Source organism: Sphaerisporangium viridialbum (genome assembly GCF_049674955.1).
In the GTDB taxonomy this organism is placed as follows: domain Bacteria; phylum Actinomycetota; class Actinomycetes; order Streptosporangiales; family Streptosporangiaceae; genus Sphaerisporangium; species Sphaerisporangium viridialbum.
On record NZ_CP187232.1, the window covers coordinates 9,752,840 to 9,778,244 of the forward strand.

Here is a 25,405-nt window from a genome sequence, read left to right on the forward strand (position 1 = left end):
TCCGGACTGTTACGGCATCCGCTGCTGTTCCGGCGTCCGGCTGTTATGGCGGGGTTTCGGCGGGCGCTCGGTCAGGCGGCAGGGTTACGGCGGGCGCTCGGTCAGGCGGCGAGCTTGAGGCCGAGGGCGGTGAGGTTGCGGCGGGTCCAGTCGAGCTCGTCGGCGAGCGTGGCCACGAGCGCGGCCGGGCCCTTGCCCTTGGCGGGCGACGCCAGGCCGTGGGCCTCCACCTCGATGTGGGCGCCACCGGTCATGGGACCAGAAAGGATCGCGGCCAGGGTGTTCTCCAGGATCGACTCGGTGCCAGGGACCTCGCCGGTGTGGTTGTGCACGTGGCCGAGCTTGACCACGGAGGCCCCCGCCGCGGCCACCCCGCGCAGGGCGGCGCCGGGCTCCTCGACGCCGCAGGTCAGGTGGCAGGCGTCCAGGCAGACCCCGAGGTACTCCGAGTCGATGCCGCACACGCGCTCCACGGCCTGCTCGGTGGTCTCCAGCACGCAGCCCGGCCACGGCTGGAATCCCACCCTGATGGTCTTGCCGGTCACGCTGTGCAGGCCGCGGAGCTCACGCGAGAGCCGGTCGAGCCGCCGGGACGCTATCGCGTGCAGGTCGGCGGGCCAGTCGCGGCGCCAGCCGATCGGGATCGTCGAGATGCTCCCGAAGCGCACGTCCTCGGGGAGCAGGAAGGCGAGGATCTTCGCGAGGGCCATCGTGTAGCGGTAGCGCTCGGGCTTGGCCCAGTCGGGGCCGGGGCTCTCCTGCCCCATCCCCCGGCCGCCCGCGCCGTTCAGGCTGACGACCTCCAGGCCGCGCTCCTCCAGGGAGCGGCGCAGCCGTACGAGCTCGATGCGGTCGGCGATGAGGTGGTCGGCGACCCCGGGGGCAAGCCAGAGGCCGATGCCGAGCCGGTCGACGCCGAGCCGCTTGCGCACGGGTACGGCGTAGCGGGTCAGGTGGGCGATGAGGTTCTCCAGGTCCTCCGCGGGGTGCACGCCCGCGTTGTAGGACAGGTGAACGAGTGTGCCGTCCTCATGACACAGGCGCATTCGGTACCTCCCAGGCGTACTGCGCTTCGGACCTCATCACTTCACGTGACCTGTCCTGGTCACATGAGGCAGGGGTCCCTACCTGCCGGGAATCCGGCCTGGCCCGCCCGAGTCTGCCCGGTGGGCACCGACCCCCGCGTCCTCCCGGCAGCGGATCCCCCGCTACACCGACGGGGGGATCTCGGCGATGTTCACCGTGCTCAGTGGATCTTGTGAGCCACCTGGTCGAGACTTGGCCTGATTCGCTCTACGGAGTGTAGTACTACCTTCGGTGGTGTCATAGCGAATCGGACCAAAGTGATCTCACGAAATACGAAAGACCCCTCGTGAGGTGCTCTCACGAGGGGTCCATTCGAACCTGCCGGCCGACCGGGGCGGTCATGACGACCGCCTGACCCCGCCGACCGGATGCGGTCTACGACCGCGTGCGATCCTTACGGCCGCGTGATCCTTACGGCCGCGTGCGGTCCGCCGGTCCGGCAGAGGCGCCGGCCCGGGTGCCGGCGTCCTCGACGATGGCCGCCGCGGAGTCCGGGATCTCGGGCTGCGCCTTCTGCTCACCGACGAAGGTGAACTTGGCCTCGTCGCCCTCGCCCTCGATCGCGATCTTGACCACCTGACCGGGACGCAGGTCGCCGTAAAGGATCTTCTCCGACAGCGAGTCCTCCAGCTCACGCTGGATGGTGCGGCGGAGCGGACGGGCGCCGAGGACCGGGTCGTAGCCACGCTCGGCCAGCAGCTGCTTGGCCTCCGGCGTGAGCTCCATGCTCATGTCGCGGTCCTTCAGACGCGCGTCCACCTGCGCGAGCATCAGATCGACGATCTTGATGATCTCGGCCGGCGTGAGCTGGTGGAAGACCACGGTGTCGTCGACACGGTTGAGGAACTCGGGCCGGAAGTGCTGCTTGAGCTCCTCCTGGACCTTGGACTTCATCCGGTCGTAGTTGCCCTCGACGTCGTTGGACTTCGCGAACCCGACCCCGATGCCCTTGGAGATGTCACGGGTGCCGAGGTTGGTCGTCATGATGATGACGGTGTTCTTGAAGTCGACGACCCGCCCCTGGGCGTCGGTCAGGCGACCGTCTTCCAGGATCTGCAGCAGCGAGTTGAAGATGTCCGGGTGGGCCTTCTCGATCTCGTCGAACAGGACCACGGAGAACGGCTTGCGCCGCACCTTCTCGGTCAGCTGGCCGCCCTCTTCGTACCCGACGTAGCCGGGAGGGGAGCCGAACAGCCGGGAGACGGTGTGCTTCTCCATGAACTCGGACATGTCCAGCATGATCAGCGCGTCTTCGTCCCCGAAGAGGAACTCGGCGAGCGCCTTGGACAGCTCGGTCTTACCGACGCCGGACGGGCCGGCGAAGATGAACGAACCACCCGGACGGCGCGGGTCCTTCAGACCGGCGCGCGTGCGGCGGATCGCCCGGGACAGACCCTTGATGGCGTCGTCCTGACCGATGATGCGCTTGTGCAGCTCGTCCTCCATGCGGAGCAGGCGCTGCGACTCCTCCTCGGTCAGCTTGAAGACCGGGATGCCGGTGGCCGTCGCGAGGACCTCGGCGATGAGCTCCTCGGTGACCTCGGCGACGACGTCCATGTCGCCGGCCTTCCACTCCTTCTCGCGCCTGTCGCGCTTGAGCTGGAGCTGCTTCTCCTGGTCGCGGAGGGCCGCCGCCTTCTCGAAGTCCTGCGCGTCGATCGCGGACTCCTTGTCGCGGCGCACCTGGGCGATCTTCTCGTCGAACTCGCGGAGGTCCGGCGGCGCGGTCATGCGGCGGATGCGCATGCGCGAGCCGGCCTCGTCGATGAGGTCGATCGCCTTGTCCGGCAGGAAGCGGTCGCTGATGTAGCGGTCGGCCAGCTGGGCCGCCGCCACCAGGGCCGCGTCGGTGATCGTCACGCGGTGGTGGGCCTCGTAGCGGTCGCGCAGACCCTTGAGGATCTCGATCGTGTGGCTGAGCGAGGGCTCGGCCACCTGGATCGGCTGGAACCGGCGCTCCAGCGCGGCGTCCTTCTCGAGGTGCTTGCGGTACTCGTCGAGCGTGGTCGCGCCGATGGTCTGCAGCTCGCCCCGGGCCAGCATCGGCTTCAGGATGCTGGCGGCGTCGATCGCGCCCTCGGCGGCACCCGCACCGACCAGCGTGTGGAGCTCGTCGATGAACAGGATGATGTCGCCGCGCGTGCGGATCTCCTTGAGCACCTTCTTCAGGCGCTCCTCGAAGTCACCGCGGTAGCGGGAACCGGCGACCAGCGCGCCCAGGTCGAGGGTGTAGAGCTGCTTGTCCTTGAGGGTCTCGGGCACCTCGCCCTTGACGATCTTCTGGGACAGGCCCTCGACAACGGCGGTCTTGCCGACGCCGGGCTCGCCGACCAGGACGGGGTTGTTCTTGGTCCTGCGGGACAGGACCTGCATGACCCGCTCGATCTCCTTGTCGCGCCCGATCACCGGGTCGAGCTTGCCCTCGCGGGCGGCCTGGGTCAGGTTGCGGCCAAACTGGTCCAGCACAAGCGAGGTCGACGGGGCCGACTCCTGCGGGCCACCGGCCGCCGCGGGCTCCTTGCCCTGGTAGCCGTGGAGCAACTGGATGACCTGCTGCCGGACGCGGTTGAGGTCGGCGCCAAGCTTCACCAGCACCTGAGCGGCCACGCCCTCGCCCTCACGGATGAGGCCGAGGAGGATGTGCTCGGTGCCGATGTAGTTGTGACCCAGCTGCAAGGCCTCGCGGAGCGACAGCTCAAGGACCTTCTTGGCGCGCGGGGTGAAAGGAATGTGCCCCGACGGCGCCGACTGCCCCTGGCCGATGATCTCCTCGACCTGCTGGCGCACACCCTCAAGACTGATGCCCAGGCTCTCAAGTGCCTTGGCGGCCACGCCTTCGCCCTCATGGATCAAGCCAAGAAGAATGTGCTCAGTGCCGATGTAGTTGTGGTTGAGCATCCGGGCCTCTTCTTGGGCCAGGACGACAACCCGCCGTGCGCGGTCAGTGAACCTTTCGAACATCTCGTCGCTCCCTCACAGAGCGGTCAGGCAGCTCGGGATATCCGGGCCCGCCGCATCCGCATGCTAGCCCCGACCGGTGACCGCTCAATACAGGAGACGTTCCCCGAGAGCAGGGCCTTCACGCTCCATCCAACTACTGTTGGGGGGTCACATGTTCCCACTACGCCGCAAGCGAACGACGTTTAACTTCGCCGATTTACGTGAACCCCTCGGCCCCACGCCGGACGATCACGCTCGGATAACACGATCATGCGGCTATGACGGCGATTGATGAGCCGGCGCCGTCATAGCCGAGTGATCACAAAGGGCTCGTCAGTGTGCCGCTTCGTACTGCTCCACCACGGAGGAGGCAATACGACCGCGCTCACTCACGGAGATCCCGTGGGCCTTGGCCCACGCGCGGATCTCCGAGCTCTTTTCCCGGGACGGACGCTGGCCGCCACCGCGCTTACGACCGCGCGTGGAGGTGCCCTCGGCCCTACGGGCTCCGGAGACGAAAGAGGACAGCGCCTCGCGCAGCTTCTTGGCGTTGTCGCCGCTCAGGTCAATCTCGTAAGCGGAGCCATCAATCGCGAAGGTGACAGTCTCATTGGCCTCGCCACCATCGAGGTCGTCGATGAGTATCTTCTGGATCTGCGTGGCCATCTGGCAATCCTTTCGCAGAGCATTGTTCGATTCGCCAGCTAAACATATACCCGGTAACCCTGGCTGACAATTCAAGGAACCTGTGGATTCACGGGGAACACGCCGCCAGACCTCCAGGGTCAGTCGGAAGAAGCCTCTGACGACTTCCCGGAGGCTTCCGCCTCCCGCCGCCTGCCCTCCGCTTCGGAACGCATCAGCTTCACGACGCCGATGATGACCACCGCGGCGACTACCGCTGGTGGTATCAACGCGGACAATACATCGTTCATTGATCCTCGCTCCACGCGGGGGGTGGCATTCACCGGGGCCCCACGTTAATTGTCACACGAGACTCCCTGAGTCTGTACCACGGTTGGCTGATCGAGGAGTCAGGATCCGACTCTATCCCCACAGGAGGTCAGCGCGGGTTGCGGGGCGGCGGTCCATAGCGGCCCAAGGACCGTTCCAGAGCATTCTCCGTCTCTCCAGCCGTCTTACCGGATGCCCCAGGAAAGGTTGATCCCCTGAAAACACGGGCGGGGCGGTCGCAGTGCGACCGCCCCGCCCATAAAGCTGATCTCAGCGTGGTGCCTTGACGACAACGGTGCCCGCGAGCTTGTCGTGCAGCCCCTGCTGTAGCGGCTTGTCGACGAGGATTAGCACGCCCAGCACGAGGACGAAGATGGACGAGAGCCACCCGAGGAAGGGAATGCCGTAGAGAACCATCACGCCCGGGAAGATAGCCGAACGCTTCATCACCACGGACGAATCCAGGGGGCCGCCGCCGACCGCGGCAAGACGGATCTTCATGACCTTCTTCCCGAGGGTCTGACCGTCCTTGGAATGCAGCACATAGTCGTAGGCCGCATACGCGGCGAACGCGATGATCCCCGCCAGGAGGCCCGGGAGCACGTACGACCCCGTCGAAAGGGCCGGGTTCGCGAGGATATCGGCCACCGACGGCTGGAAGATCGACGCCAGGATGCTGGACAGGATCGCGTAGATGACGCCGAAGATCACATTGTCGATGATCCGGGCGACGAGGCGCTCCCACCACTCGGCGAGCGGGGCGGGGGCTCCCTGAGGAATCGGCGCGCCCTGCGGGGCACCGTACGGCGGCGGAGCGCCGTAGGGGTTGCCGTAGCCCCCGTCCTGGGGGCCGCCGTAGGGCTGACCGGGAGGCGGCGGAGGCTGGTAGGGATTACCGGGGGGTGGTTCTGCCGTCATTCTGAGCACCTTTCGCGACAGGCGTAGGAAGCTGCGGTTCGTGCAAGGTCCTATCGCAAGTACGTGTATGTCCGTTACCGGATCACCGACGTGGTCACCGGGACTCCCGGAGCCTGCCGTTCACGACCTCCAGCAGCGCTGCTCTGGAGTTCAGGTGCGGTTTGCCCGGGATTTTCACGGACGGGTTGCCTGAGGGTCTCACGGATCCGGCCAAGGGTCTCACGAACGGTACACGAGGGGCGCCATGGACAGAATGCGACGGCAGGAGCAGACCACCTCCAGGTGGACGCGGGCAGGAAAAAGGGCCGGAGGAGACATCCCCCGGCCCTCTCGCCGGCCTTACTTGATCTTGACGACGATCGTGTTCACGGCCTTGTCGTGCAGGCACTGCTGGAGCGGCTTGTCCCAGAACTGCCAGAGCACGTTGACCAGATAGAAGATCGAGCCGATCCAGCTCACCAGAGGAACCCACTGGAGAAGCTGCGGCGGCCCCCAGAGCACGGCCGCGCGCTTGATCGCCGTGTCGGTGCCCAGGCCGCCCGCGTCGAGCGTGCCCCCCACGGGAACGACCTTGATGCCCATCACGATCTTGCCGACCGTCTGGCCGCGCTGCTTGAGCATCAGGAACTCGTAGGCGATCCAGGTCGCGCCGACGAGCAGCGAGATCAGCAGTGACGCGAGGAAGGCCCCGCCTCCAGGGACGATCACTCCCTTGCCGGGGTCATAGCTCGCCTGGGTCACGATGATCGCTGTCAGCGCAAAGCTGATGATCAGCCATGGGATGCCGAGGATCACCGCGTCGATGATGCGGGCGACCAGGCGCTGCCACCACTCGGCCAGGGGAGCCGGCGCGCCCGGAGGCTGCACCCCCGCCGGAGCGTACGGCTGCTGGTAGCCGCCCTGCGCGTAACCGGGCTGGCCGTAGCCCTGCGGGGCGTACCCCTGCTGGCCGTACTGCGGCTGCTGACCGTAGGCGGCCTGCTGCTGCCCGTACTGCGGCTGACCGTATTGCTGGTCGCCGTAGCCCTGCTGCTGGCCGTACTGCTGCTGGCCGTACTGAGCCTGCTGGCCGTACGCCTGCTGCTGGTCCTGGCCGGGCTGCTGGCCGTAGCCCTGCTGACCCTGCTGACCCTGCTGGCTCTGCTGTCCGTACTGCGGCTGCTGACCGTAGGCGCTCTGCTGGCCGTACTGCTGCTGCCCGTACGCCTGCTGCTGGTCGTAACCGGGCTGCTGGCCGTAGCCCTGCTGACTCTGCTGCCCATACTGCGGCTGCTGACCGTACCCGCCCTGCTGGCCGTGCTGCTGCTGGCCGTAGCCCTGCTGCCCGTACGCCTGGCCGGAGCTCGGCTGCGAGTCGTGCTGGCCGTACGCCTGCTGGCCCTGCTGCTGGCCCTGCTGGCCGTACTGCTGAGGCTGCTGGGGGTAGCCCTGGCCGTACGCTCCGGTGCCGCCCTGCTGCCCGTACCCGCCCTGCTGGCCGTACGGCTGCTGCTGCCCGTAGGACTGCTGGGGGTAGCTGTTCTCTGATGTCGGCTGGGGACGGTGAACGATCGTCACCTCCGGATCGGCGCCCGGAGCGGGCCGATCGGCGTTGTGCTGCTGCCCATATTGCGGAGATCCGGATGACGACTGATCGTCCTCCGGTTCGTCCCGTGGGTACGGCGGCTGTCCGGTGCTCACCGTGTCACCTCACTTCGGCTTCGCATGCGGCATATGTCAGACACACATGCTGTGGTGTTGCCCAACGTAGCGACAGTGGCATCAACAGTCACCTTTCCATCGCGTCATCCCTGCGGTCAAGATCGCGGGATCAAATGCAGAAGCATGCGCGTGTTACCGAGAGTGTTCGGCTTGACGTGTTCCAGATCGAGGAACTCGGCCACGCCCTCATCGTAGGAGTCGAGCAACTCGGCGTACACCTCCGGGGACACCGGAGTGCCGTGGACCTCCTCGAATCCATGCTTGGCGAAGAAGTCGACCTCGAAGGTCAGGCAGAAGACCCGCTGTAACCCGAGCTCGCGCGCGGTGTCCAGCAGCGCGGCCACGATCATGTGGCCGATGCCGAGACCGCGGCAGCCGACGTCGACGGCGACCGTGCGGATCTCCGCGAGGTCCTCCCAGAGCACGTGGAGCGCGCCACAGCCCACCACCACCCCGCCGCTCTCGGCGACCCAGAACTCCTGGACGTCCTCGTAGAGGGTGACGGTCGACTTGCGCAGAAGGCGCGGGCCGTCGCCGGAATAGGTGTCGACCAGTCGCCTGATGGTGCGGACGTCCGGAGTGCGGGCTCGCCTGACGACGAGCGGGCTGCCGGCGCGTCCGGGCTCCACGACCTGCTCCATGACGGGCCAGCGTATCCGGCCGTAGCTGCGGAACTCTCGCGGCCCTGAGGGGTCGCGCGCCATAACGGACGGACCTAAAACCCCTTCAGTTCTCGCCGCTGTCGCGCTCGGTAGCCGATCGAGTGCAGCGCGTCGAAATCACCGGCCTTGTCGACATTTCATAGCTGATGCGATGGCGGACCTGCGACTTTCTGCGTCAAGTACGCCCCAAAGACCCCTAAAGCCAGGGTAACGTGGGCGCGGCATCACAGCAGGCGTGATCTTCTCGTGACGCGCTGGTTGTGAAACCTCAACAGAATTCGCAGTTCTGGTTGAGCACGAACCTCGACTGCACTAGTGTCCAGCGTCAATGTCGGTCATCGCGCAGCGGTGGCTGAAACCGCCTAATCCCGGCCACATCCAAAGTGGCGGGGAACCGGGGACCCAATGGTGAGAGACGGGGCGACACCCCCGGCGCACCACCCCTGGGGTGAATCCGAGAGGGAGGCATCGCGATCCTCCATGGTCACGATGGTCACGCACTCGGTAGGGCTACTCCGGCCCGAACCCGTCAGCTAACCCGGTAGGCGGCCGAGGAGAGGAGCTCGTTGGTGCAGCCTAGGCGCACGCCTGGAAAGAGCGCGGGCAGGCATGCCCGCTCCCGAGAGCGGAGCCCGCGTTCCTGGCTCGGCACGGTCATGGGAGCGCCCCGGCGTCTCCCGCGCCGTATCGCGCTCGTCACCGTCACCCTGACGGCCGTGACGTTCGGGTCGCCACTGATAGCCGCGACCGCAGAGCCCAAGCCCAGCCTGAACCAGCTGAAGACCCAGGTCGAGCACCTCTACAACGAGATCGAGTCGCTCACCGAGCAGTACAACGGCCAGAAGGAGCGCCTCAAGCAGGCGCAGCGCTCGGCAGACCTCGCCAAGAAGACCCTGGCCAAGAGCCAGACCGATCTGGAGGAGAAGCGCCGCAAGGCCGGGCTGTACGCGCAGGACGCCTACATGACCGGCGGCATCGACTCCTCGCTCGCGCTCGCCATGTCGGGCGACCCCGCCCGCTACCTCGACCGCGCGGCCACGACCTACGCCCTCCAGCTTCAGCAGGGCGAGGAGGTCTCGCAGATCACCAAGGCCATGGACATGGCCGAGCGCGCCAAGGCCAGCGCCAAGGCCCGCGAGGTCGAGGTCAAGAAGCTCGTCACCGACCTCGCGTCCCAGCGCGACAAGATCCGCACCCTGGTCGCCAAGACCGAGAGCAACCTGTTCAAGCGGGCCCTGTCCCAGGCGGGCCAGTCGTTCGGCAGGGCGACGAAGATCGACATTCCGATCCCCGGCCAGGGCAAGGCCGCCGAGGCCACCAAGTGGGCGCTGACCCAGCAGCTCAGGCCGTACGTCTGGGGCGCCGCGGGCCCGACCACCTTCGACTGCTCCGGCCTCGTCATGTGGGCCTACCAGAAGGTCGGCATCAGCCTCCCCCACTACACGGGCGACCAGTGGACCGCCGGCACCCACGTGTCACGGGAAGACCTTCGCCCCGGCGACCTGGTCTTCTTCTACAGCGACCTGCACCACGTGGGCATCTACATCGGCGGCGGCATGATGGTGCACGCGCCGCACACCGGTGACGTGGTGCGGGTGGCCCCGCTGGGCAACCGGCCGTTCGCCGGCGGCGTGCGCATCGCCGACTGACCTCCAGAAGCAGACGGACCTACAGAAGCAGCCTGACCCGCCGGAACAGGCCGGTCCGCTACGCCTGAGAGCGGCGAGACGGCACGGCGGGCAGGCAATGGCTTCGGGCCTGCCTGCCGTGCCCCCCACACCTCACGGTGCCCTCCTCGGCTAGATGAGCCTGCGGCGCGCCGCCCAGGCCACCGCCTCGATCGCGGTGGCGACGCCGATGCGGTCGCAGATGCCCCGGAGGCGCCGCCGCACCGTGCGGCCGCTGACATCCAGCCGGCGACCGACCCTGTCGACCGTCACGCCCTTGGCCAACTCGGCGAGCAAAAGAAGATCATCGTCGCTCAATCCCACACCGTCTGATCCCGGGGGAATGTCATTCTCCCGGGAAACCAGATCCGGATACGCCATCGGGTGTCCTCCCCCACGACGAACTCGGCAACATACTGAATGCTTCGGCCCGCCCGTCAGGAACGGTAAACGCCATCTTGAAAGGTCGTCAAGCGCCGGCCTCGATACGCGTTACGTTCGTGATTGACATACCAGTCCATATGTGAACTACTCATGACATGTCCGCGAACCTATAGGTTCGCCGGACACCGACCGAGATCAGCGTGGGCACCCGGCCACAGCCCCCCGGCGAGGCGCGAGCGCGGTCCTGGTGGATGGCGGGTTCCCCCCGCCCCGGCCCCCGGATCGCCCCCCGGGCACGGATATAAGATCAGCGACTAATTCAGCCTCTGAAATGATGCGTCGTTTCAGACTTTTTCCGACTGACGCACCGGGCACGAGACATGCCACAGGGCACCGATTTGTCATTATCGATCATGCCCTGGCATCCTGAATCGGCGAGAGCCGCACGGATCTCCGCCCGCGGCTTGATCTCAATCACGACCGGCACCCGATGCGACGGGCGTGCGGCTCAGCTCGTGTTGCGGTTGTAGATGAGGCGCAGGCCGATGAGCGTGAGCCACGGCTCGTGCACGTCGATGGAGCGGGCCTCGTCTACCACCAGCGAGGCGAGGGAGCCCGTGGCCACGACGGTCACGTCGTCGGGGTCGGCGGCGAGCTCGGGCGCCATGCGCTCGACGATGCCGTCCACCTGGCCGGCGAAGCCGTAGATGATGCCGGCCTGGAGCGCCTCGACGGTGTTCTTGGCGATCACCGAACGCGGCCGTACGAGCTCGACCTTGTGGAGCTGCGCGCCCGCCGCCGCCAGGGCGTCCACCGAGATCTCGATGCCCGGGGCGGTCACCGCGCCGACGTACTCGCCCTTGGCGGAGACCGCGTCGAACGACGTCGCCGTGCCGAAGTCGACGATCACGCACGGCCCGCCGTACAGCGTGATGGCGGCGAGCGCGTTCACGATGCGGTCGCTGCCGACCTCCTTGGGGTTGTCCATGCGCACCGGCACCCCGGTGCGGACGCCGGGCTCCACGATGACGGCGGTGACGTCGCCGTAGTAGCGCCTGCACATCTCGCGCATCTCGTTGAGCACGGAGGGGACCGTGGAGCAGATGGCTATGCCGCTGACGTCGGCCCCCTTGAGCAAAGGGCTCTGGCCGAGCAGCCCCTGGAGGACGACCGCGATCTCGTCGGCGGTGCGCCGCGCGTCGGTGGCGAGGCGCCAGTGCTCGATGACCTCCTCGCCTTCGAACAGGCCGAGCACGGTGTGGGTGTTGCCGACGTCGATCGTTAGCAGCATCAAGCCTCCCGAAGGTCCAGAGCGATGTCGAGTGCGGGCGCCGAGTGGGTCAGCGCACCGACAGCAAGGTAGTCAACACCGGTTTCCGCCACTTCACGGGCGGATTCCAGAGTGAGTCCTCCGCTGGACTCAAGGCGTGCCCTGCCGTCCACCAGCCGGACGGCGCGCGCCAGCTCGTCCACGGTGAAGTTGTCCAGCAGGATCTCCTCCGCCCCCTCGGCGAGCACCGGTTCGAGCTGGTCGACGCGGTCGACCTCCACCTCGATCGGCAGCCCGGGATAGGCCTGTCGTACCGCGCGGAACGCCTCGGCGACCCCACCTGCCGCCACCACGTGATTGTCCTTGATCAAGGCCGCGTCGGAAAGCGACATCCGATGATTGACCCCGCCGCCGCACCGCACGGCGTACTTCTCCAGGGCTCGCAGGCCGGGCAGGGTCTTGCGGCTGTCACGGACGCGCGCGGCCGTCCCCGCCACCGCCTGGACCCATCGGTGGGTCAGCGTGGCGATGCCGGACAGATGGGTGAGCAGGTTGAGCGCGGTGCGCTCGGCGGTGAGGAGGTCGCGAGCCGGTCCGGAGACCGTCATCAGCACATCACCGCGCGAGACGCGCTCGCCGTCCTTCACGTGGCGCTCGGCGGTCAGGCGCCCTCGGGACGAGAAGGAGAACACCGCCTCGGCGACCGCGAGCCCGGACACCACGCCGTCGGCACGCGCCACGACGTCGCCGGCGGCCACCTGGTCGGCCGGGATCGTGGCGAGAGTGGTCACGTCGCCCGCCTCCGCGAGGTCCTCGGCGATCGCCGTGCCGACCAGCGCCATGACCGCCGCGGGATCGAGGCCGGCCGCGACGAGCTCGGTCTCGACCTGGTGCGGGAGCATGGTCGAGCGGTCCTCGTCGTGCTGCCGGTACGTCATGGAAAATCCCTCCTCGGTCAGGGTCACGTCGAGGTGCCCCAGCCACCAGGCATCATTTCGCTCGGGGAAGTCCTCACGCCAGTGCGATCCCCGTGTCTCCTCCCGCGCCCTGGCCGCCGTGACGAGCGCGGTGGCCACGGTCAGGAGGTTCGTGGCCTCCCACGCCTCCGTGCACGGCTCGACGGCCACAGGGGTCCAGCGGGCGTCCAGGAGGCCGCGGGCGACCTCCGACAGGCTGCGCTCGCTTCGCAGCACTCCCGCGCCCGTGCTCATCCGCCCCTGGACGCGCGGACGCACCCGGGGGTCGACCAGCCCGGCGGCCCGCCCGTCGTCGACCGGCCCGCCCGGCTCAGCCATCCCGGGCCGTACGAACTCGCCCGAAGCGGCTTGTGCGGACTCGCCCGAAGCGGGCCGTAAGGAGGCGAGGTCGGCCGCGATGCGCTCGGCGAAGACGAGCCCTTCGAGCAGAGAGTTCGAGGCGAGCCGGTTGGCCCCGTGCACGCCCGTGCAGGCCACCTCGCCACAGGCGTACAGGCCCGCCACGCTCGTACGGCCGCGTGGGTCGGTGCGGACGCCGCCGCTGGCGTAGTGGGCGGCCGGCGCCACGGGGATCGGCTCGCGCACCGGGTCGATGCCGTGCTCCAGGCAGATCGCGTAGATGGTCGGGAAGCGCGAGCGCCACTTCCGCTCGCCGAAGTGCCGGGCGTCGAGGTACACGTGACCCGCGCCGGTCTCCAGCATCCGCCGCATGATCGCCTTGGCCACCACGTCGCGAGGGGCGAGCTCCGCGAGCTCGTGGACGCCGGTCATGAACCGCTCGCCCGCTCCGTCCACCAGGAGCGCGCCCTCCCCGCGCACCGCCTCGGAGATGAGCGGCTGCTGGCCGGTGGACCCTTCTCCAAGCCACAGGACGGTCGGGTGGAACTGTACGAACTCCAGGTCGCGCACGACCGCCCCGGCCCTCAGCGCGAGGGCCACCCCGTCGCCTGTGGACACCACGGGGTTGGTCGTCGCGGCGTACACCTGGCCCATGCCGCCGGTGGCGAGCACGACGGCGCCCGCCCGCACCGCGCCCACGCCGTCCCTCGCGCCCTCGCCCATGACGTGCAGCGTGATCCCGCACGTGGACCCGGAGGCGTCCTTGAGCAGATCGAGCACCAGCGCGTGCTCGATGACCTCGATGCCCCCGCCCGTGGACGCGCTCGCCCGCACCGCCTCGACCAGTGCGCGCTGCACCTCGGCCCCGGTGGCGTCCCCGCCCGCGTGGACGATGCGGTCGCGGCGGTGGCCGCCCTCGCGGGTGAGCTGCAGCTCGCCGTCCGGCTCCCGGTCGAAGCGGGCCCCGTGGTCCATGAGCCGCCGCAGCGCGGCAGGGCCCTCCGTCACCAGCGTGCGCACGGCCCGCTCGTCGCAGAGGCCGACCCCGGCGATGAGCGTGTCGCTGAGGTGGTCGGCCGAGGAGTCGTCGGGGTCGAGCACGGCGGCGATGCCGCCCTGCGCCCATCGCGTGGAGCCCGCCGAGAGCACGTCCTTGGTGACGACGAGCACCCGGGCGCCGGGCGCCAGCTCCGCGTACCGGAGTGCCACGGTGAGCCCGGCGATGCCGGACCCGACCACGACGACGTCGGCCTCGACGGTCCAGCCGGGCTCGGGCGCGGTCAGCCGCCGTGGGATGGGCGGGTGAGTCATGGGTCGCTCCCCTCATTTCGTCACTATGACGATAGGGCATGACCGAACGACGCTCACCAAGGGGTGGGAGGGTCTCCGTAAAGGGCCTTCCAAGTGGGTCAGGGTGCGAGGGTCAGCACGGCGTTGTCGATCAGCCTGGTGGTGCCCACCCTGGCGGCGACCGCGAGCACGGCCTCGCCCCTGTGGTCCTCGGCGACCGCGGTGAACGTCGAGGGGTCCACCAGGCTCAGGTAGTCGAGCACCAGCGGCGGATCGGCTTCGGCGGCCTTGTCGAGCACGGCGTGCGCGGCGTGCAGGATGTCCTTGGGCCGGGTCTGGCCCGCGCCCTCGCGAAGCGCCGCCGACAGCGCCCGGGCGGTGACCCGGTCGGCCGCCGACAGGTAGCGGTTGCGGCTGGAGAGCGCCAGCCCGTCCGGCTCGCGGACCGTTGGAGCGCCGGTGATCGTGATCGGCAGGTTGAGGTCGGTGACCATCCGGCGGATCATCGCGAGCTGCTGGGCGTCCTTCTGGCCGAAGACGGCGGTGTCGGGCTGGACGAGGTTGAAGAGCTTGAGCACGACGGTCAGCACGCCGTCGAAGTGCCCCGGCCTGAAGGCGCCCTCGACCACCGTGCCCATCTGCCCGGAGGACACGCCGACCTGGCGGTCGGGCAGGTACATGTCGTCGGCCGAGGGGGCGAAGACCAGGCTCACGCCCTCGGCCGCACACACCCGCAGGTCGTCGTCGAATGTACGGGGATAACGGGAGAAATCTTCGTTGGGGCCGAATTGCAGGGGATTGACGAAGATGCTGACCGCCACGTGGTCGGCCTGCTCACGGGCGAGGCGGATCAGCGAGCGGTGCCCCTCGTGCAGGGCTCCCATGGTCGGCACCAGAGCGAGCGTGCTCCCGCCCGCCCCGCCGTACCCGCCGCCGATGCCGAGCGCGGCGCGCGCCGCGAGCAGCTCAGGGCGGTCTCCGGCGACGATCACGTCCACGTGTTTCCTCCAAGGGCGTCGAGCAGGCGTTCCGCGGCCTCGGGCTTGAGCAGCCCGGCGGCCAGTGCCCGGTCGGCGGTGAGCCGGGCCAGGGCGACGTAGGCGTCCGCGGCCTCGGGCGCGGCCAGGATGAGCGCGTCGACGTGCTTGCGCACGGTGCCCGCGTCGCCGCGCACGACCGGCCCGGTCAGCCCCGCGAGGCCGAGACGCAGGGCGTTGTCGAGGGCGGCGCCGAGCAGCGGGCCGAGCATACGCCCGGGGTGCTCCACCCCGATCTTCTTGAGCAGCTCCTGGGATTCCGCGATCAGGGTGACCATGTGGTTCGCGGCTCCGGCCAGGGCCGCGTGGTAGAGCGCGCGGTTCTCGTCGGCGATCCAGACCGGCTCGCCGCCCATCTCGATGACCAGAGCCTCGGCCATCGGCCTGAGCAGTTCGGGGGCGGTGACGCCGAACGAGCAGCCGCCGATGCGGCGCAGGTCGTCGTCCCTGCCGGTGAAGGTCATCACCGGGTGGATGGCGAACGGCAGGGCGCCGGCGGCGGTGGCGGGCTCCAGCACGCCGAGGCCGTACGCGCCGCTGGTGTGCGCGAGCATCTTGCCCCGCAGGCTCACGCCGGTCGCCGCGAGCCCCGCGACCAGGCCGGGCAGCACGTCGTCCGGCACGGTGAGCAGGATGAGCTCGGCCCTGCGGATGACGTCGTCGGGCGGGGAGATGCCCACCCCGAGCCGCTCGACGGCCCGGCGGCGCGAGGCGTCGGAGACCCCGGCGGCGGCCACGACACGGTGTCCCGCCTGCGCGAGGGCCGCGCCGAGGACGGAACCGACTCGTCCGGCTCCGAGGACCCCGACAGCGAGACGCCCGGGGCGGTCGCTTGTCTCCATCACGTTCCTGTTCACGTTCGATCGATCCAGGCCCAGTTGACCAGCGTAACGGTCGCGCCCGGGCCGGTCGCCTTTCGGCTCCGCCACCTGGCGCTCGTGTCCCCGCCGGGAACCTACGTTAAGGACAAAAACCTATATATGCCGCTATATACGGTGAACCGGGGCCGGATTGTGGCGACAGCGTCCGGCTTGACAGCGGCCTGTCAGCACGACGGTCATGGGGCTTTTCCATCCTTGGTAACGTCCAGTCCCGTGTGGGTCACGTGGCGGGAAGCCATGCATCGAGCGCTCTACGGCGAGGGCGGCTTCTACATCAGGGAGCGCCCGTCCGGCCACTTCCGCACCTCGGTGGGCGCTTCGCCGGTGTTCGCCCAGGCGGTGCTGCGCCTGCTGCGCACGGTCGACGCCGCGCTCGGCCGTCCGGGCGAGATCGACCTCGTGGACGTCGGCTCAGGCGACGGCCTGCTGGTGACCCAGGTTCTCCACACGGCGGAGCCCGAGTTGGTAGAACGGTTGCATGTCACGGCCGTCGACCTCTCGCCTCCTCCGCACGGGCTGGACGAGGCGATCACCTGGTCCGGCGCCCTCCCCGAGAAGATCACCGGGCTCGTGATCGCCAACGAGTGGCTCGACAACGTTCCCCTCGACGTGGCCGAGCGCGCACCGGAGGGCCCGCGGCTGGTGCTCGTCGATCCGCGGACGGGCGAGGAGACCCTCGGCGACCCGCCCGGCGAGGACGACCTGCGGTGGCTGGAGCGCTGGTGGCCGCTCGGCTCCACCGGCCTGCGGGCCGAGATCGGCCGCCCGCGCGACGAGGCCTGGGAGTCGGTGATCGGACGGCTGGCGCGGGGCCTGGCGGTGGCCGTGGATTATGCACACCCTGTGGATAACCGCCCGCCCTTCGGCACGTTGGCGGGATACCGGGACGGGGCCTGCGTACCGGCCATACCCGACGGATCCTGCGATATCACCGCACACGTGGCCCTGGACGCGTGTGCGGCGGCCGGCGAACGGGCCGGGGCGATATCCACAACGTTGACCACGCAACGACATGCGCTACAGGGTCTCGGAGTCAGCGGCACCCGGCCTCCGCTGACCCTCGCGGGCACCGATCCCGGGGGCTATCTGCGGGCGCTCGCCCAGGCGTCCCAGGAGGCCGAGCTGATCGACCCGGCGGGGCTGGGCGGCTTCGGCTGGCTCAGCCAGTGGAAACGCTGACCTTGAGCGACTCCAGGCCCCGGATGACGTAGTTCGGCTTCCACACCGGCTCTTCCGCGAGCTCCATCTTGGGGGCGGCCTTCAGCAGCGCCCCGAACGACTCGATGAGCTCCACGCGGGCCAGGGGGGCGCCCAGGCAGAAGTGAATGCCCGCACCGAATGAGATGTGCGGGTTGTCCTTCCTGCCCACGTCCAGCCGGTCGGGATCCTGGAAGACCTCGGGGTCGCGGTTGGCCGAGCCGAACAGCAGGGCGACCTCGACGCCCTTCGGGATGTCCACCCCGCCGATCGTGATGTCCTCCAGCACCCAGCGCTCGAACATCTGCAGCGGGGTGTCCCAGCGCATCAGCTCCTCCACCGCCGTGGGCAGCAACGAGAGGTCGCCACGCAGCCGTTCCAGCTCGCCGGGGTTGCGGAATAGCGACCACCAGCCGTTGCCGGTGACGTTCACGGTGGCCTCGTGACCGGCGTTGAGCAGCAGGACGCACGTGCCGACCAGCTCGTCCTCGGTGAGCCTGTCCCCCTCGTCGGCCACCTGGGCAAGCGCGCTGATCAGGTCGTTCCCCGGATCCCTGCGACGCCTCGCGGCCAGCTCGCGAAGGTACGCAGCGAACTCCGAGGCGGCGCGCACCGCCGTGTGCTGCGCCTCCGCGGACGGGCTGAGCTCGTACATGCCGCAGATGTCGGCCGACCAGGGCCGCAGCAGGTGCCGGTCGGCCTCGGGCACGCCCAGCATCTCGGCGATGACCGTCACGGGCAGCGGCTCGGCCACCTCGGCGAGCAGGTCTCCGCCTCCACGCTCGACGAAGCCATCGACCAGTTCGCCGGCGATGCGCCGCACGCGCGGCCGGAGCTCCTCCACCATGCGCGGGGTGAAGGCCTTGGAGACCAGCCGCCGCAGCCGGGTGTGGATCGGCGGCTCCACGTCGAGCATCCCCGCGCGGATCACCCGCCAGAACGGCTCCTGGAAGTCCGGCTCAGGCTCGCGGCCGAACTCCTGGTGCGAGGCGATGTGCAGGTAGGAGCGGCCGAGCCGTCGATCGCGCAACGCCGCGTTGACGTCCGGGTGCCGCGCCACGAGCCACTGGCCGGTCGGCTCGAAGAAGCTGACCGGCTCGTTGTCACGGAGCTCTCGGTAGACGTCGTACGGATGAGCGACGAAGTCAGGATTCCACGGATCAAATCGCACGAAGTCATCGTAAGTGGGATTTAGCGCCACGGCGGACAGCCCTGGCTCAGGATTTCGCCACGTCGCCGGGCTGGGGAGACTCCTCGTAGCGCTCCCGCAGCGCCACCGGCTCCTGGCGGCCCGCCTTCCTGCGCGCCCGGATGTTGAGGAGCTCCACGCCCAGCGAGAACGCCATGGCGAAGTAGATGTATCCCTTGGAGATGTGCTGCTCGAGGCCCTCGGCGATGAGCACGACGCCGATCAGCACGAGGAAGGCCAGGGCCAGCATCTTGATGCTCGGGTACTTCTCGACGAACCCGCTGATGGGACCGGCCGCGAAGAGCATGACGACGACCGCGACGATCACGGCGGCGATCATCACGCCGAGCTCGTCGACCATGCCGACGGCGGTGATGACCGAGTCGAGCGAGAAGACGACGTCGAGCAGCATGATCTGCACGATCACCGCACTGAAGGTGGCGCCCGCCTTGGCGCTTGAGTGACCAGGCGTGCCCTCCAGGCTGTCGCCGATCTCGAAGGTGCTCTTGCCCAGCAGGAACAGGCCACCCAGGATCAGGATCAGGTCTCGCCCTGATATGCCCTGGCCGAAAAGCTCGAACAGCGGTGTCGTCAGCCGTATGACCCAGGACAGGGCCAGCAGCAGCGCCAGGCGGCTCACCAGCGCCAGCCCGAGCCCGACCTTGCGCGCCCGGTCGCGCTTCTCGGGGGGAAGCTTGCCCGCGAGGATCGAGATGAAGATGATGTTGTCGATGCCCAGCACGATCTCGAGAGCGACCAGGGTGAAGAACCCGATCCATATCTCCGGGTTGACCACCCAGTCCATCGCGATCTCCTCTGGTTGGCGGTTCGTCCAGGTCACGGCCCCTCGGCAGGCGGCCGTTCCTCTCTCAACGCGCGAGGATCCGGCAAAGTTCGCGACCCCTGGCACCCCCCTGATGAGGTTGCGGAGCCGAGGGGAATCTGGGTTATAGTCGCCCGTAGGTCATGAGTGTCAGCGTCAAGCCCCGGCTTGCTGGCCGGCAACCCTCGCGCTCGCGGCGGGGTGCCCCGGGTGAGGACCAGGTCTGGTGCGAGGTGTGCCGGACAAGCGCGGGCTCCGCCATCACAACGCCATGGCCGGGGTCCCATGACCCAAGGAGGCCGGCGTTGTCTGCTCTCACTGTCCTGAACAGCCCTTCCCCCGTCGTTCCCGGCCTGGACGCCTCCGGAGACTCCGGGCCCGGCACGGCATCGCACGGCGAAACGGACCGTACGGCTCCGGCCATCCCCGCCGTCCTCGGTGACGAGCTGGAGGTCCCGGTCAAGGGCGGCAGGCTCGTGCGGTACGCCAACCTCGACTACGCCGCGAGCGCCCCCTGTCTGGAGCCGGTGAGCGCCGCCGTCACCGCCGCGCTCCCGGCCTACTCCAGCGTGCACCGGGGTGCCGGGTACGCCTCCCAGCTCACCACGGCGCGCTACGAGCAAGCCAGGCACACCGTGCGGGCCTTCGTCGGCGCCCGTCCCGGTGACGCCGTCGTGTTCACCCGGAACACCACCGACGCGGCGAACCTGCTGGCCCGTTGCCTGCCCGAGGGCACCACCGTCGTGGTCTTCGAGACCGAGCACCACGCTTCCCTGCTCCCCTGGCCCGACGCGGTACGGCTGGCGCCCCCCGCGTTCCCCGGGGAGGCGGTGCGCGCGGCGGACGAGACCCTGGCGGCCATCGAGGGGCCCAAGCTCCTGGTGGTCACCGCGGCCTCCAACGTGACCGGCGAGCTGTGGCCGATCGCCGCCCTGGCCCACATCGCCCACCGGCACGGCGCGCGGATCCTCGTCGACGCCGCGCAGCTCGTCCCCCACCGCAGGCTCAACCTGACCGCGCTCGACCTGGACTACGTGGCGTTCTCCGGGCACAAGCTCTACGCGCCGTTCGGCGCGGGCGCGCTGATCGGCCGGGCCGACTGGCTCGCCCAGGCCGAGCCGTACCTGCGCGGAGGCGGCGCATCCAAGGCCGTCACCGGGGGCGCCCGGCAGGGGCTGCCGCTGGACGCCGAGTGGAGCGCGGACCCCGAGCAGCGGCACGAGGCCGGCACGCCGAACGTGCTCGGCGCCATCGCGCTGGCCGCCGCCTGCGACGCCCTCGCGGCCACCGGCTGGACGGCACTGGTCAAGGAGGAGGAGCGCCTCGTCGAGCTGCTGCGCGGCGGCCTCGCCGCGATCGACGGTGTACACGAGCTGTCCCTGTGGGGGCCCGACCACCCGCGTGTCGGCATCGTGTCCTTCGTGGTCACGGGCTGGACCGCCAGGGAGGTCGCCGAGGCGCTGTCCGCCGAGTACGGCATCGGGGTGCGCGACGGCAAGTTCTGCGCCCATCCCTTCGTCAGGCACCTGCTCGAAGGCGTCGGCCACGCCGCCGACGGCTCGTGCGAGGATGGCACCGCCGGGGCCGTACGGGCGTCCATCGGCATCGGAACGACCGAAGAGCATGTCCGCCGCCTGGTCACCGCCCTCTCAGATCTTGTCTCGCGCCGCTGACGTGACAGCATGGGGTTTATGACCGAACCTCGCGGAGCTCGCGCAGCTCGCACCGGAGGCGCGCGCACCGAACGGGTCGTGGGGATCGGGGCTGGGGCCAAGGAACTGGCCACCGAGGACATGATCCTCAACATCGGGCCCCAGCACCCGTCGACCCACGGTGTCCTGCGCCTCCGGCTCACCGTGGACGGCGAGCGCATCGGCAGTGCCGAGCCCATCGTCGGCTACATGCACCGCGGCGCCGAGAAGCTCTTCGAGGTGCGCGACTACCGGCAGATCATCGTGCTGGCCAACCGGCACGACTGGCTGTCGGCCTTCGCCAACGAGCTCGGCGTCGTCCTCGCCGTCGAGCGCATGCTGGGCATGGAGGTGCCGGTCAGGGCCGTGTGGGCGCGCACGCTGCTCGCCGAGCTGAACCGCGTGCTCAACCACCTGATGTTCCTCGGCTCGTATCCCCTGGAGCTCGGCGCCATCACGCCGGTCTTCTACGCCTTCCGCGAGCGGGAGACCCTGCAGGCCGTCATGGAGGAGATCTCCGGCGGGCGCATGCACTACATGTTCAACAGGGTCGGCGGCCTGAAGGAGGACCTCCCGTACGGCTGGCTCGACCGGGCCTCCCAGGCGGTGGCCGACGTGCGCAGGCGGCTGCCGGACATCGAGAACCTCATCTCCGGCAACGAGATCTTCATCGCGCGCACCCGGGGGGTCGGCGTGCTCGACCGCGAGACGATCATGCAGTACGGGGTCAGCGGCCCGATCGCGCGGGCCTCGGGGGTCGACCTCGACCTGCGCCGCGACGAGCCGTACCTGGCCTACGGCGAGCTTCCCGTCAAGGTGGTCACCCGTTCGGCCGGTGACTGCCATGCCCGCTTCGAGGTGCTGCTCGACCAGGTGAAGGTCGCGCTCGACCTCGCGGACGCGTGCGTGGAGCGCCTGCGGTCGCTGCCGCCCGGTCCGATCAACCAGCGGCTGCCGAAGGTGCTCAAGGTGCCCGAGGGCCACACCTACGCCTGGACCGAGAACCCGCTGGGGCTCAACGGCTACTACCTGGTGTCGCGGGGCGAGAAGACGCCGTGGCGGCTCAAGCTGCGCAGCGCGTCCTACAACAACGTGCAGGTGCTGAGAGAGATGCTTCCCGGCCACCTCATCTCGGACATGGTGGCGATCCTCGGCTCGATGTTCTTCGTGGTGGGCGACATCGACAAGTGATCTTTTCCGCGAATCTCACGAGATGCGTTTAATCCCGCGAATCTCGTAAAGGAACAACATTGCGTAAAGGGACAGGGATCAAGGGATTAAGGGTGGCTCCTTGCAGAGCGGGGCCCGGCCTGAGGGCCGGGCCCCGCTGGTGTTCTCAGCATCGGAGTCGTTCAAGCCGGGCCCCGCTGGGGTGCTCAGGCCTCGGAGTCGTCGTCGGGGCGCTTGGGCACCCTGCAACAGTGCTCCAGGAACAGGGCCGCGCAGACGAGCACCACGCAGGCGATCAGCGAGCCGCCGGCCAGGAAGAAGTCGCGCCGGGGAGTGTCCTGGTCGAGCAGCGGGAGAACGTGGAAGACGAACCCCGCGAAGACCCCGGCGACAGCGGCTCCGACGTAGGCGGACGCCTTGGCCAGGGCGGCCAGCCGGGCCACGGCCAGCGGCTCCACCGACTTGGTGTCGGGCCTGCGCTCGATGCGGGCCCGGGTCATCCACCCGCTGTACGCCTCGCCGACCGCCAGGAGGAGCACGGTGGGTATGGCGGTCCACGGAACGGTCGGCAGGGCGGAGTAGACCCTCTGCAGCACGGCCCACGTCAGGACCGCGAAAGCGACCACCAGCAGGACGAGCACGCCGGGACGGCTCGGCTTCACGCGATCCTCCTCTTGTCTCCCAACCGGCTACCCGCGAACGGGCAGTCTTCCCGGCCGGTTACCCGCGAGCCGGGGGCACATCCTCTCCGACCGGCCACTCGTCCTCTCCGACCGGCCACTCGTGAGCCGGAGGGACATCCTCTCCGACCGGCCTGACCCGAGCCGGGGCACATCGTTCTCAAACCGGCTTGGCCCCCGGGCCGGGGGCACATCGTCTCCGACCGGGCTTGACCCGAGCCGTGCACACGTCGGTCTCCGGCCGGGCCCGGCCGCCGGCCAGGGGCTGTGCGTCAGCCGGGTGGCTGCAGGGCCAGATCGGCCCGCAGGCGTACGCCGCGCTGGTCGAGGTCGGCGAGCAGGCCGGCCACCGACCCCCGGCCGGGGAGCACCGCCCCAGGATCGGCCTGCGACCACGGCACCAGCACGAACGCCCGCTCGTGGGCGAGAGGATGCGGGAGCGTGAGCTCGGGATCGTCGGACAGCAGATCACCGACCATGATCAGATCGACGTCGAGTGTGCGGGGGCCCCACGGCTCCCTGCGCACCCGGCCGAAGGCGGTCTCCACGCTCAGCGCCCGCTCCAGGATCGCCCGGGGGCCGAGCGTCATGGTCTGCCCGATCACCACCGCGTTGAAATAGGGGCGCTGATCGGGCGGCCCGCCCACCGGATCGGTCTCGTACACCGGGGACACCGCCACGAAGTCGAGCCCGGGGGCGTCGAAAAGCGCGTCGATGGCACCTTGAAGCGTGTCGAAGCGGCGGCCGACGTTGCTGCCGAGCGCCAGAACGACCTTCATTCGCGCCTCCTCCTGACTGTGACGACCACGTCGTCGAAGGGGAGGGGGATCGGCGCGGCGGGCTTGTGCACCCGCACCTCCACCTCCTCGACCAGATCGTTGGTGAGGCACGCGCCCGCCAGGCGCTGTGCCAGGGTCTCGATGAGGTTGACCGGCTCGCCCTCGACGATGCCGGCGAGCCGGACGGCGAGCTCGCCGTAGTCGACGGTCTTGGCCAGGTCGTCACCCGCGGCGGCCGGGGCGGTGTCGAAGAAGAGCGTGGCGTCGACGACGAACTCCTGGCCCAGCTCGCGCTCGGCGGGCAGGCAGCCGTGCCGCCCTCGCGCCCGCAGCCCCACCAGGGTCACGCTGTCACGCCGGCCCGCTTCGCGAAGGGTGGTCATTCGTCCGCCTCGTCCTCGTCGTCCTCGCCCTGGAGGACGGGGGAGCCATGGTGGAACCAGAGCCGCCAGCCGGCCGGGGTTCGCACGAAGGTGTTGGTGGCGACCACGCGGCCCGCCGCAAAGGTGGCGTCCTCGGTGTCGGCGGCGGTGAGGATGTTCTCGGCGCAGGTGAGCACCGCGACGTCGCCGATCACCGTGGTGCGGACGTCGGTCAGCACGAACTGGATGTAGGGCGTGTTGGCCATGATCAGCGCCCAGGAGCGCAGGACCTCGGACCGGCCGCTCAGCATCGGCCAGCCGGGGTGGACGCACATCGCCACCCGGCCGTCGGCGTCGTCGGCCCAGATGTCGGTCATGCGGTCGAGGTCGCCACTCTCGATCGCGGTGTAGAAGGCCTCGTTGAGCTTCTCGATCTCGGCTGCCGTCGTGCTCATAGAACCCCCTCCCCCCCTCGCCAGGCCGCCGCCACACGGACGGCGTCGGCGTTAGGAGGCACGTGGTGCACCCGCACGCACCAGGCGCCGGCGTGGGCGGCCAGTGCGGTGACAGCGAGCGTGGCGTCGTCGGATCGGCTGAAGGGCCGCGGGGTGCCATCGGGGCCGGCCAGCAGGCGGCCGAGGAACCGCTTGCGCGACGCGCCGATGATGATGGGGTAGCCCAGCTCGCCGAGCCTGCCTATGCCCGCGAGCAGCGGCCAGTTGTGCTCGGCCCGCTTGGCGAAGCCGAGGCCGGGATCGATGATGATCTGCCGCTCGGCCACGCCCTCGGCGAGCACGGTGTCGACCCGCTTGCGCAGCTCCTCGGTGACCTCTGTCACCACGTCGGAGTAGATCGCGCGGCCGTCCATGTCGTGGCTGTGGCCGCGCCAGTGCATCACGACATACGGAACGCCCGCCGCCGCCACCACGCGCGGCATCGCCGGGTCGGCCAGGCCGCCGCTGACGTCGTTGACCAGGCTGGCGCCGGCGCCCACCGCGGCCTCCGCCACCTCGGCCCGCATGGTGTCGACGCTGACCGTCACACCCTCCTGGGACAGGGCGCGGATGACCGGCGAGACCCGGCGCAGCTCCTCGGCCAAGGGGACCCGGGCCGCGCCCGGCCGGGTGGACTCACCGCCCACATCGACGATGTCGGCGCCCTGCTCCACCAGCTCGAGGCCGTGGCGGACGGCGATCTCGGGGTCGAACCAGTCGCCGCCGTCGGAGAAGGAGTCAGGGGTGACGTTGACCACGCCCATGACCAGGCAGCGCCCCTTGTCGGGCACGCCCGGCACCCTCCACGTGGTGGTCATGGCGTCAAGCCTAGGTGCTCCCCAGTGACGATCTGTGCCATGGGTCCGGCTTGTGGATAACGAATCGGATCGACGCACCCGCGAGATCGTGCCCCG

24 protein-coding genes and 2 riboswitches are annotated in these 25,405 nt (G+C 69.3%); of the genes, 5 read left to right on the forward strand and 19 right to left on the reverse strand.

What is annotated here, in order from left to right:
- Positions 1 to 101 precede the first annotated feature (101 nt).
- From ACOZ38_RS43955 to ACOZ38_RS43980, 6 genes are all read right to left on the reverse strand, one after another.
- The gene (locus ACOZ38_RS43955; RefSeq protein ID WP_424536738.1) at positions 102 to 1,046 is read right to left on the reverse strand and encodes a sugar phosphate isomerase/epimerase family protein; all 945 of its coding nucleotides are present in this window, start codon (positions 1,044 to 1,046) and stop codon (positions 102 to 104) included.
- 451 nt (positions 1,047 to 1,497) lie between these two features.
- Positions 1,498 to 4,047 carry an ATP-dependent Clp protease ATP-binding subunit gene (locus ACOZ38_RS43960; RefSeq protein WP_405142551.1) on the reverse strand — a complete coding sequence of 850 codons (2,550 nt, stop codon included), beginning with the start codon at positions 4,045 to 4,047 and terminating at the stop codon, positions 1,498 to 1,500.
- 312 nt (positions 4,048 to 4,359) lie between these two features.
- A complete protein-coding gene (locus ACOZ38_RS43965) occupies positions 4,360 to 4,692 on the reverse strand; it encodes a histone-like nucleoid-structuring protein Lsr2 (protein ID WP_358551776.1) in 333 nt (110 codons plus the stop codon).
- A 119-nt stretch (positions 4,693 to 4,811) separates the two neighbouring features.
- Positions 4,812 to 4,961: a hypothetical protein gene (locus ACOZ38_RS43970; RefSeq protein WP_405142553.1), complete on the reverse strand. Its 150-nt coding sequence runs from the start codon at positions 4,959 to 4,961 to the stop codon at positions 4,812 to 4,814.
- A gap of 289 nt (positions 4,962 to 5,250) precedes the next feature.
- Positions 5,251 to 5,898, reverse strand: coding sequence for an RDD family protein (locus tag ACOZ38_RS43975; RefSeq protein WP_405142554.1), 648 nt, complete (start codon positions 5,896 to 5,898; stop codon positions 5,251 to 5,253).
- A gap of 339 nt (positions 5,899 to 6,237) precedes the next feature.
- The gene (locus ACOZ38_RS43980) at positions 6,238 to 6,765 is read right to left on the reverse strand and encodes an RDD family protein (protein ID WP_424536739.1); all 528 of its coding nucleotides are present in this window, start codon (positions 6,763 to 6,765) and stop codon (positions 6,238 to 6,240) included.
- Between the two features lie 141 nt (positions 6,766 to 6,906).
- On the opposite strand from ACOZ38_RS43980, the gene ACOZ38_RS43985 reads away from it, so the two are divergent.
- Positions 6,907 to 7,425 carry a hypothetical protein gene (locus tag ACOZ38_RS43985; protein WP_424536740.1) on the forward strand — a complete coding sequence of 173 codons (519 nt, stop codon included), beginning with the start codon at positions 6,907 to 6,909 and terminating at the stop codon, positions 7,423 to 7,425.
- A gap of 269 nt (positions 7,426 to 7,694) precedes the next feature.
- On the opposite strand, the gene ACOZ38_RS43990 is transcribed toward ACOZ38_RS43985, so the two are convergent.
- Positions 7,695 to 8,240 carry an amino-acid N-acetyltransferase gene (locus ACOZ38_RS43990; RefSeq protein ID WP_424536741.1) on the reverse strand — a complete coding sequence of 182 codons (546 nt, stop codon included), beginning with the start codon at positions 8,238 to 8,240 and terminating at the stop codon, positions 7,695 to 7,697.
- Positions 8,241 to 8,610: 370 nt separating this feature from the next.
- A riboswitch (cyclic di-AMP (ydaO/yuaA leader) is annotated at positions 8,611 to 8,825 on the forward strand.
- A 5-nt stretch (positions 8,826 to 8,830) separates the two neighbouring features.
- On the opposite strand from ACOZ38_RS43990, the gene ACOZ38_RS43995 reads away from it, so the two are divergent.
- Positions 8,831 to 9,910: an NlpC/P60 family protein gene (locus ACOZ38_RS43995; RefSeq protein ID WP_424536742.1), complete on the forward strand. Its 1,080-nt coding sequence runs from the start codon at positions 8,831 to 8,833 to the stop codon at positions 9,908 to 9,910.
- Between the two features lie 150 nt (positions 9,911 to 10,060).
- Here ACOZ38_RS43995 and ACOZ38_RS44000 read toward each other — a convergent pair whose 3' ends face one another.
- The 5 genes from ACOZ38_RS44000 to ACOZ38_RS44020 all read right to left on the reverse strand — a co-directional run bounded on the left by ACOZ38_RS44000 (position 10,061) and on the right by ACOZ38_RS44020 (position 16,067).
- Complete coding sequence (locus ACOZ38_RS44000) at positions 10,061 to 10,309, reverse strand: LuxR C-terminal-related transcriptional regulator (RefSeq protein ID WP_363915354.1); 249 nt, start codon at positions 10,307 to 10,309, stop codon at positions 10,061 to 10,063.
- Between the two features lie 511 nt (positions 10,310 to 10,820).
- Entirely contained in the window at positions 10,821 to 11,603 is a 783-nt protein-coding gene (locus ACOZ38_RS44005) for a type III pantothenate kinase (RefSeq protein WP_424536743.1), read from the reverse strand.
- Entirely contained in the window at positions 11,603 to 14,209 is a 2,607-nt protein-coding gene (locus tag ACOZ38_RS44010) for an L-aspartate oxidase (protein WP_424536744.1), read from the reverse strand. The genes ACOZ38_RS44005 and ACOZ38_RS44010 overlap by 1 nt, the downstream gene beginning before the upstream one ends.
- Positions 14,210 to 14,307: 98 nt before the next feature.
- The gene (gene panC / locus ACOZ38_RS44015) at positions 14,308 to 15,186 is read right to left on the reverse strand and encodes a pantoate--beta-alanine ligase (protein WP_424536745.1); all 879 of its coding nucleotides are present in this window, start codon (positions 15,184 to 15,186) and stop codon (positions 14,308 to 14,310) included.
- Positions 15,177 to 16,067, reverse strand: a complete 891-nt coding sequence (locus ACOZ38_RS44020) for a Rossmann-like and DUF2520 domain-containing protein (RefSeq protein WP_424536746.1) — start codon at positions 16,065 to 16,067, stop codon at positions 15,177 to 15,179. The genes panC and ACOZ38_RS44020 overlap by 10 nt, the downstream gene beginning before the upstream one ends.
- Before the next feature lie 276 nt (positions 16,068 to 16,343).
- On the opposite strand from ACOZ38_RS44020, the gene ACOZ38_RS44025 reads away from it, so the two are divergent.
- Complete coding sequence (locus ACOZ38_RS44025; protein WP_405142563.1) at positions 16,344 to 17,285, forward strand: SAM-dependent methyltransferase; 942 nt, start codon at positions 16,344 to 16,346, stop codon at positions 17,283 to 17,285.
- Here ACOZ38_RS44025 and ACOZ38_RS44030 read toward each other — a convergent pair.
- Together ACOZ38_RS44030 and ACOZ38_RS44035 are read right to left on the reverse strand one after the other, a co-directional pair.
- Complete coding sequence (locus ACOZ38_RS44030) at positions 17,266 to 18,474, reverse strand: cytochrome P450 (RefSeq protein WP_424536747.1); 1,209 nt, start codon at positions 18,472 to 18,474, stop codon at positions 17,266 to 17,268. The two genes, ACOZ38_RS44025 and ACOZ38_RS44030, sit on opposite strands and share 20 nt — an antisense overlap.
- Positions 18,475 to 18,520: 46 nt before the next feature.
- On the reverse strand, positions 18,521 to 19,297 hold the full coding sequence (locus tag ACOZ38_RS44035) for a TerC family protein (RefSeq protein ID WP_424536748.1): 777 nt from the start codon (positions 19,295 to 19,297) through the stop codon (positions 18,521 to 18,523).
- Between the two features lie 157 nt (positions 19,298 to 19,454).
- A riboswitch (SAM riboswitch) is annotated at positions 19,455 to 19,570 on the forward strand.
- A 167-nt stretch (positions 19,571 to 19,737) separates the two neighbouring features.
- Here ACOZ38_RS44035 and ACOZ38_RS44040 point away from each other — a divergent pair.
- Positions 19,738 to 20,988: an aminotransferase class V-fold PLP-dependent enzyme gene (locus ACOZ38_RS44040; protein WP_424537201.1), complete on the forward strand. Its 1,251-nt coding sequence runs from the start codon at positions 19,738 to 19,740 to the stop codon at positions 20,986 to 20,988.
- An 18-nt stretch (positions 20,989 to 21,006) separates the two neighbouring features.
- Complete coding sequence (locus tag ACOZ38_RS44045; RefSeq protein ID WP_405142566.1) at positions 21,007 to 22,197, forward strand: NADH-quinone oxidoreductase subunit D; 1,191 nt, start codon at positions 21,007 to 21,009, stop codon at positions 22,195 to 22,197.
- A gap of 185 nt (positions 22,198 to 22,382) precedes the next feature.
- Here the strand turns inward: ACOZ38_RS44045 and ACOZ38_RS44050 are convergent, their stop codons facing one another.
- The 5 genes from ACOZ38_RS44050 to folP form a co-directional block, all read right to left on the reverse strand.
- Positions 22,383 to 22,838, reverse strand: coding sequence for a DUF3180 domain-containing protein (locus ACOZ38_RS44050; protein ID WP_405142567.1), 456 nt, complete (start codon positions 22,836 to 22,838; stop codon positions 22,383 to 22,385).
- Between the two features lie 290 nt (positions 22,839 to 23,128).
- Positions 23,129 to 23,635 (reverse strand): 2-amino-4-hydroxy-6-hydroxymethyldihydropteridine diphosphokinase, encoded by a 507-nt coding sequence (gene folK / locus ACOZ38_RS44055; protein ID WP_424536749.1) that lies wholly within the window; start codon positions 23,633 to 23,635, stop codon positions 23,129 to 23,131.
- Positions 23,632 to 24,018 carry a dihydroneopterin aldolase gene (gene folB / locus ACOZ38_RS44060; protein ID WP_405142570.1) on the reverse strand — a complete coding sequence of 129 codons (387 nt, stop codon included), beginning with the start codon at positions 24,016 to 24,018 and terminating at the stop codon, positions 23,632 to 23,634. Before folB ends, folK begins: the two co-directional genes overlap by 4 nt.
- Positions 24,015 to 24,452 carry a nuclear transport factor 2 family protein gene (locus ACOZ38_RS44065; RefSeq protein ID WP_405142571.1) on the reverse strand — a complete coding sequence of 146 codons (438 nt, stop codon included), beginning with the start codon at positions 24,450 to 24,452 and terminating at the stop codon, positions 24,015 to 24,017. Before ACOZ38_RS44065 ends, folB begins: the two co-directional genes overlap by 4 nt.
- On the reverse strand, positions 24,449 to 25,309 hold the full coding sequence (gene folP / locus ACOZ38_RS44070; RefSeq protein ID WP_424536750.1) for a dihydropteroate synthase: 861 nt from the start codon (positions 25,307 to 25,309) through the stop codon (positions 24,449 to 24,451). Before folP ends, ACOZ38_RS44065 begins: the two co-directional genes overlap by 4 nt.
- Positions 25,310 to 25,405: the final 96 nt, after the last annotated feature.

What these genes read in the sequence shown, in the direction of transcription:
- ACOZ38_RS43955 (WP_424536738.1), bottom strand. Translation starts at nt 1,046, where the DNA reads ATGCGCCTGTGTCATGAGGACGGCACACTCGTTCACCTGTCCTACAAC.
- ACOZ38_RS43960 (WP_405142551.1), bottom strand. Translation starts at nt 4,047, where the DNA reads ATGTTCGAAAGGTTCACTGACCGCGCACGGCGGGTTGTCGTCCTGGCC.
- ACOZ38_RS43965 (WP_358551776.1), bottom strand. Translation starts at nt 4,692, where the DNA reads ATGGCCACGCAGATCCAGAAGATACTCATCGACGACCTCGATGGTGGC.
- ACOZ38_RS43970 (WP_405142553.1), bottom strand. Translation starts at nt 4,961, where the DNA reads ATGAACGATGTATTGTCCGCGTTGATACCACCAGCGGTAGTCGCCGCG.
- ACOZ38_RS43975 (WP_405142554.1), bottom strand. Translation starts at nt 5,898, where the DNA reads ATGACGGCAGAACCACCCCCCGGTAATCCCTACCAGCCTCCGCCGCCT.
- ACOZ38_RS43990 (WP_424536741.1), bottom strand. Translation starts at nt 8,240, where the DNA reads ATGGAGCAGGTCGTGGAGCCCGGACGCGCCGGCAGCCCGCTCGTCGTC.
- ACOZ38_RS44000 (WP_363915354.1), bottom strand. Translation starts at nt 10,309, where the DNA reads ATGGCGTATCCGGATCTGGTTTCCCGGGAGAATGACATTCCCCCGGGA.
- ACOZ38_RS44005 (WP_424536743.1), bottom strand. Translation starts at nt 11,603, where the DNA reads ATGCTGCTAACGATCGACGTCGGCAACACCCACACCGTGCTCGGCCTG.
- ACOZ38_RS44010 (WP_424536744.1), bottom strand. Translation starts at nt 14,209, where the DNA reads ATGACTCACCCGCCCATCCCACGGCGGCTGACCGCGCCCGAGCCCGGC.
- ACOZ38_RS44020 (WP_424536746.1), bottom strand. Translation starts at nt 16,067, where the DNA reads ATGGAGACAAGCGACCGCCCCGGGCGTCTCGCTGTCGGGGTCCTCGGA.
- ACOZ38_RS44025 (WP_405142563.1), top strand. Translation starts at nt 16,344, where the DNA reads ATGCATCGAGCGCTCTACGGCGAGGGCGGCTTCTACATCAGGGAGCGC.
- ACOZ38_RS44035 (WP_424536748.1), bottom strand. Translation starts at nt 19,297, where the DNA reads ATGGACTGGGTGGTCAACCCGGAGATATGGATCGGGTTCTTCACCCTG.
- ACOZ38_RS44045 (WP_405142566.1), top strand. Translation starts at nt 21,007, where the DNA reads ATGACCGAACCTCGCGGAGCTCGCGCAGCTCGCACCGGAGGCGCGCGC.
- folK (WP_424536749.1), bottom strand. Translation starts at nt 23,635, where the DNA reads ATGAAGGTCGTTCTGGCGCTCGGCAGCAACGTCGGCCGCCGCTTCGAC.
- folB (WP_405142570.1), bottom strand. Translation starts at nt 24,018, where the DNA reads ATGACCACCCTTCGCGAAGCGGGCCGGCGTGACAGCGTGACCCTGGTG.
- ACOZ38_RS44065 (WP_405142571.1), bottom strand. Translation starts at nt 24,452, where the DNA reads ATGAGCACGACGGCAGCCGAGATCGAGAAGCTCAACGAGGCCTTCTAC.
- folP (WP_424536750.1), bottom strand. Translation starts at nt 25,309, where the DNA reads ATGACCACCACGTGGAGGGTGCCGGGCGTGCCCGACAAGGGGCGCTGC.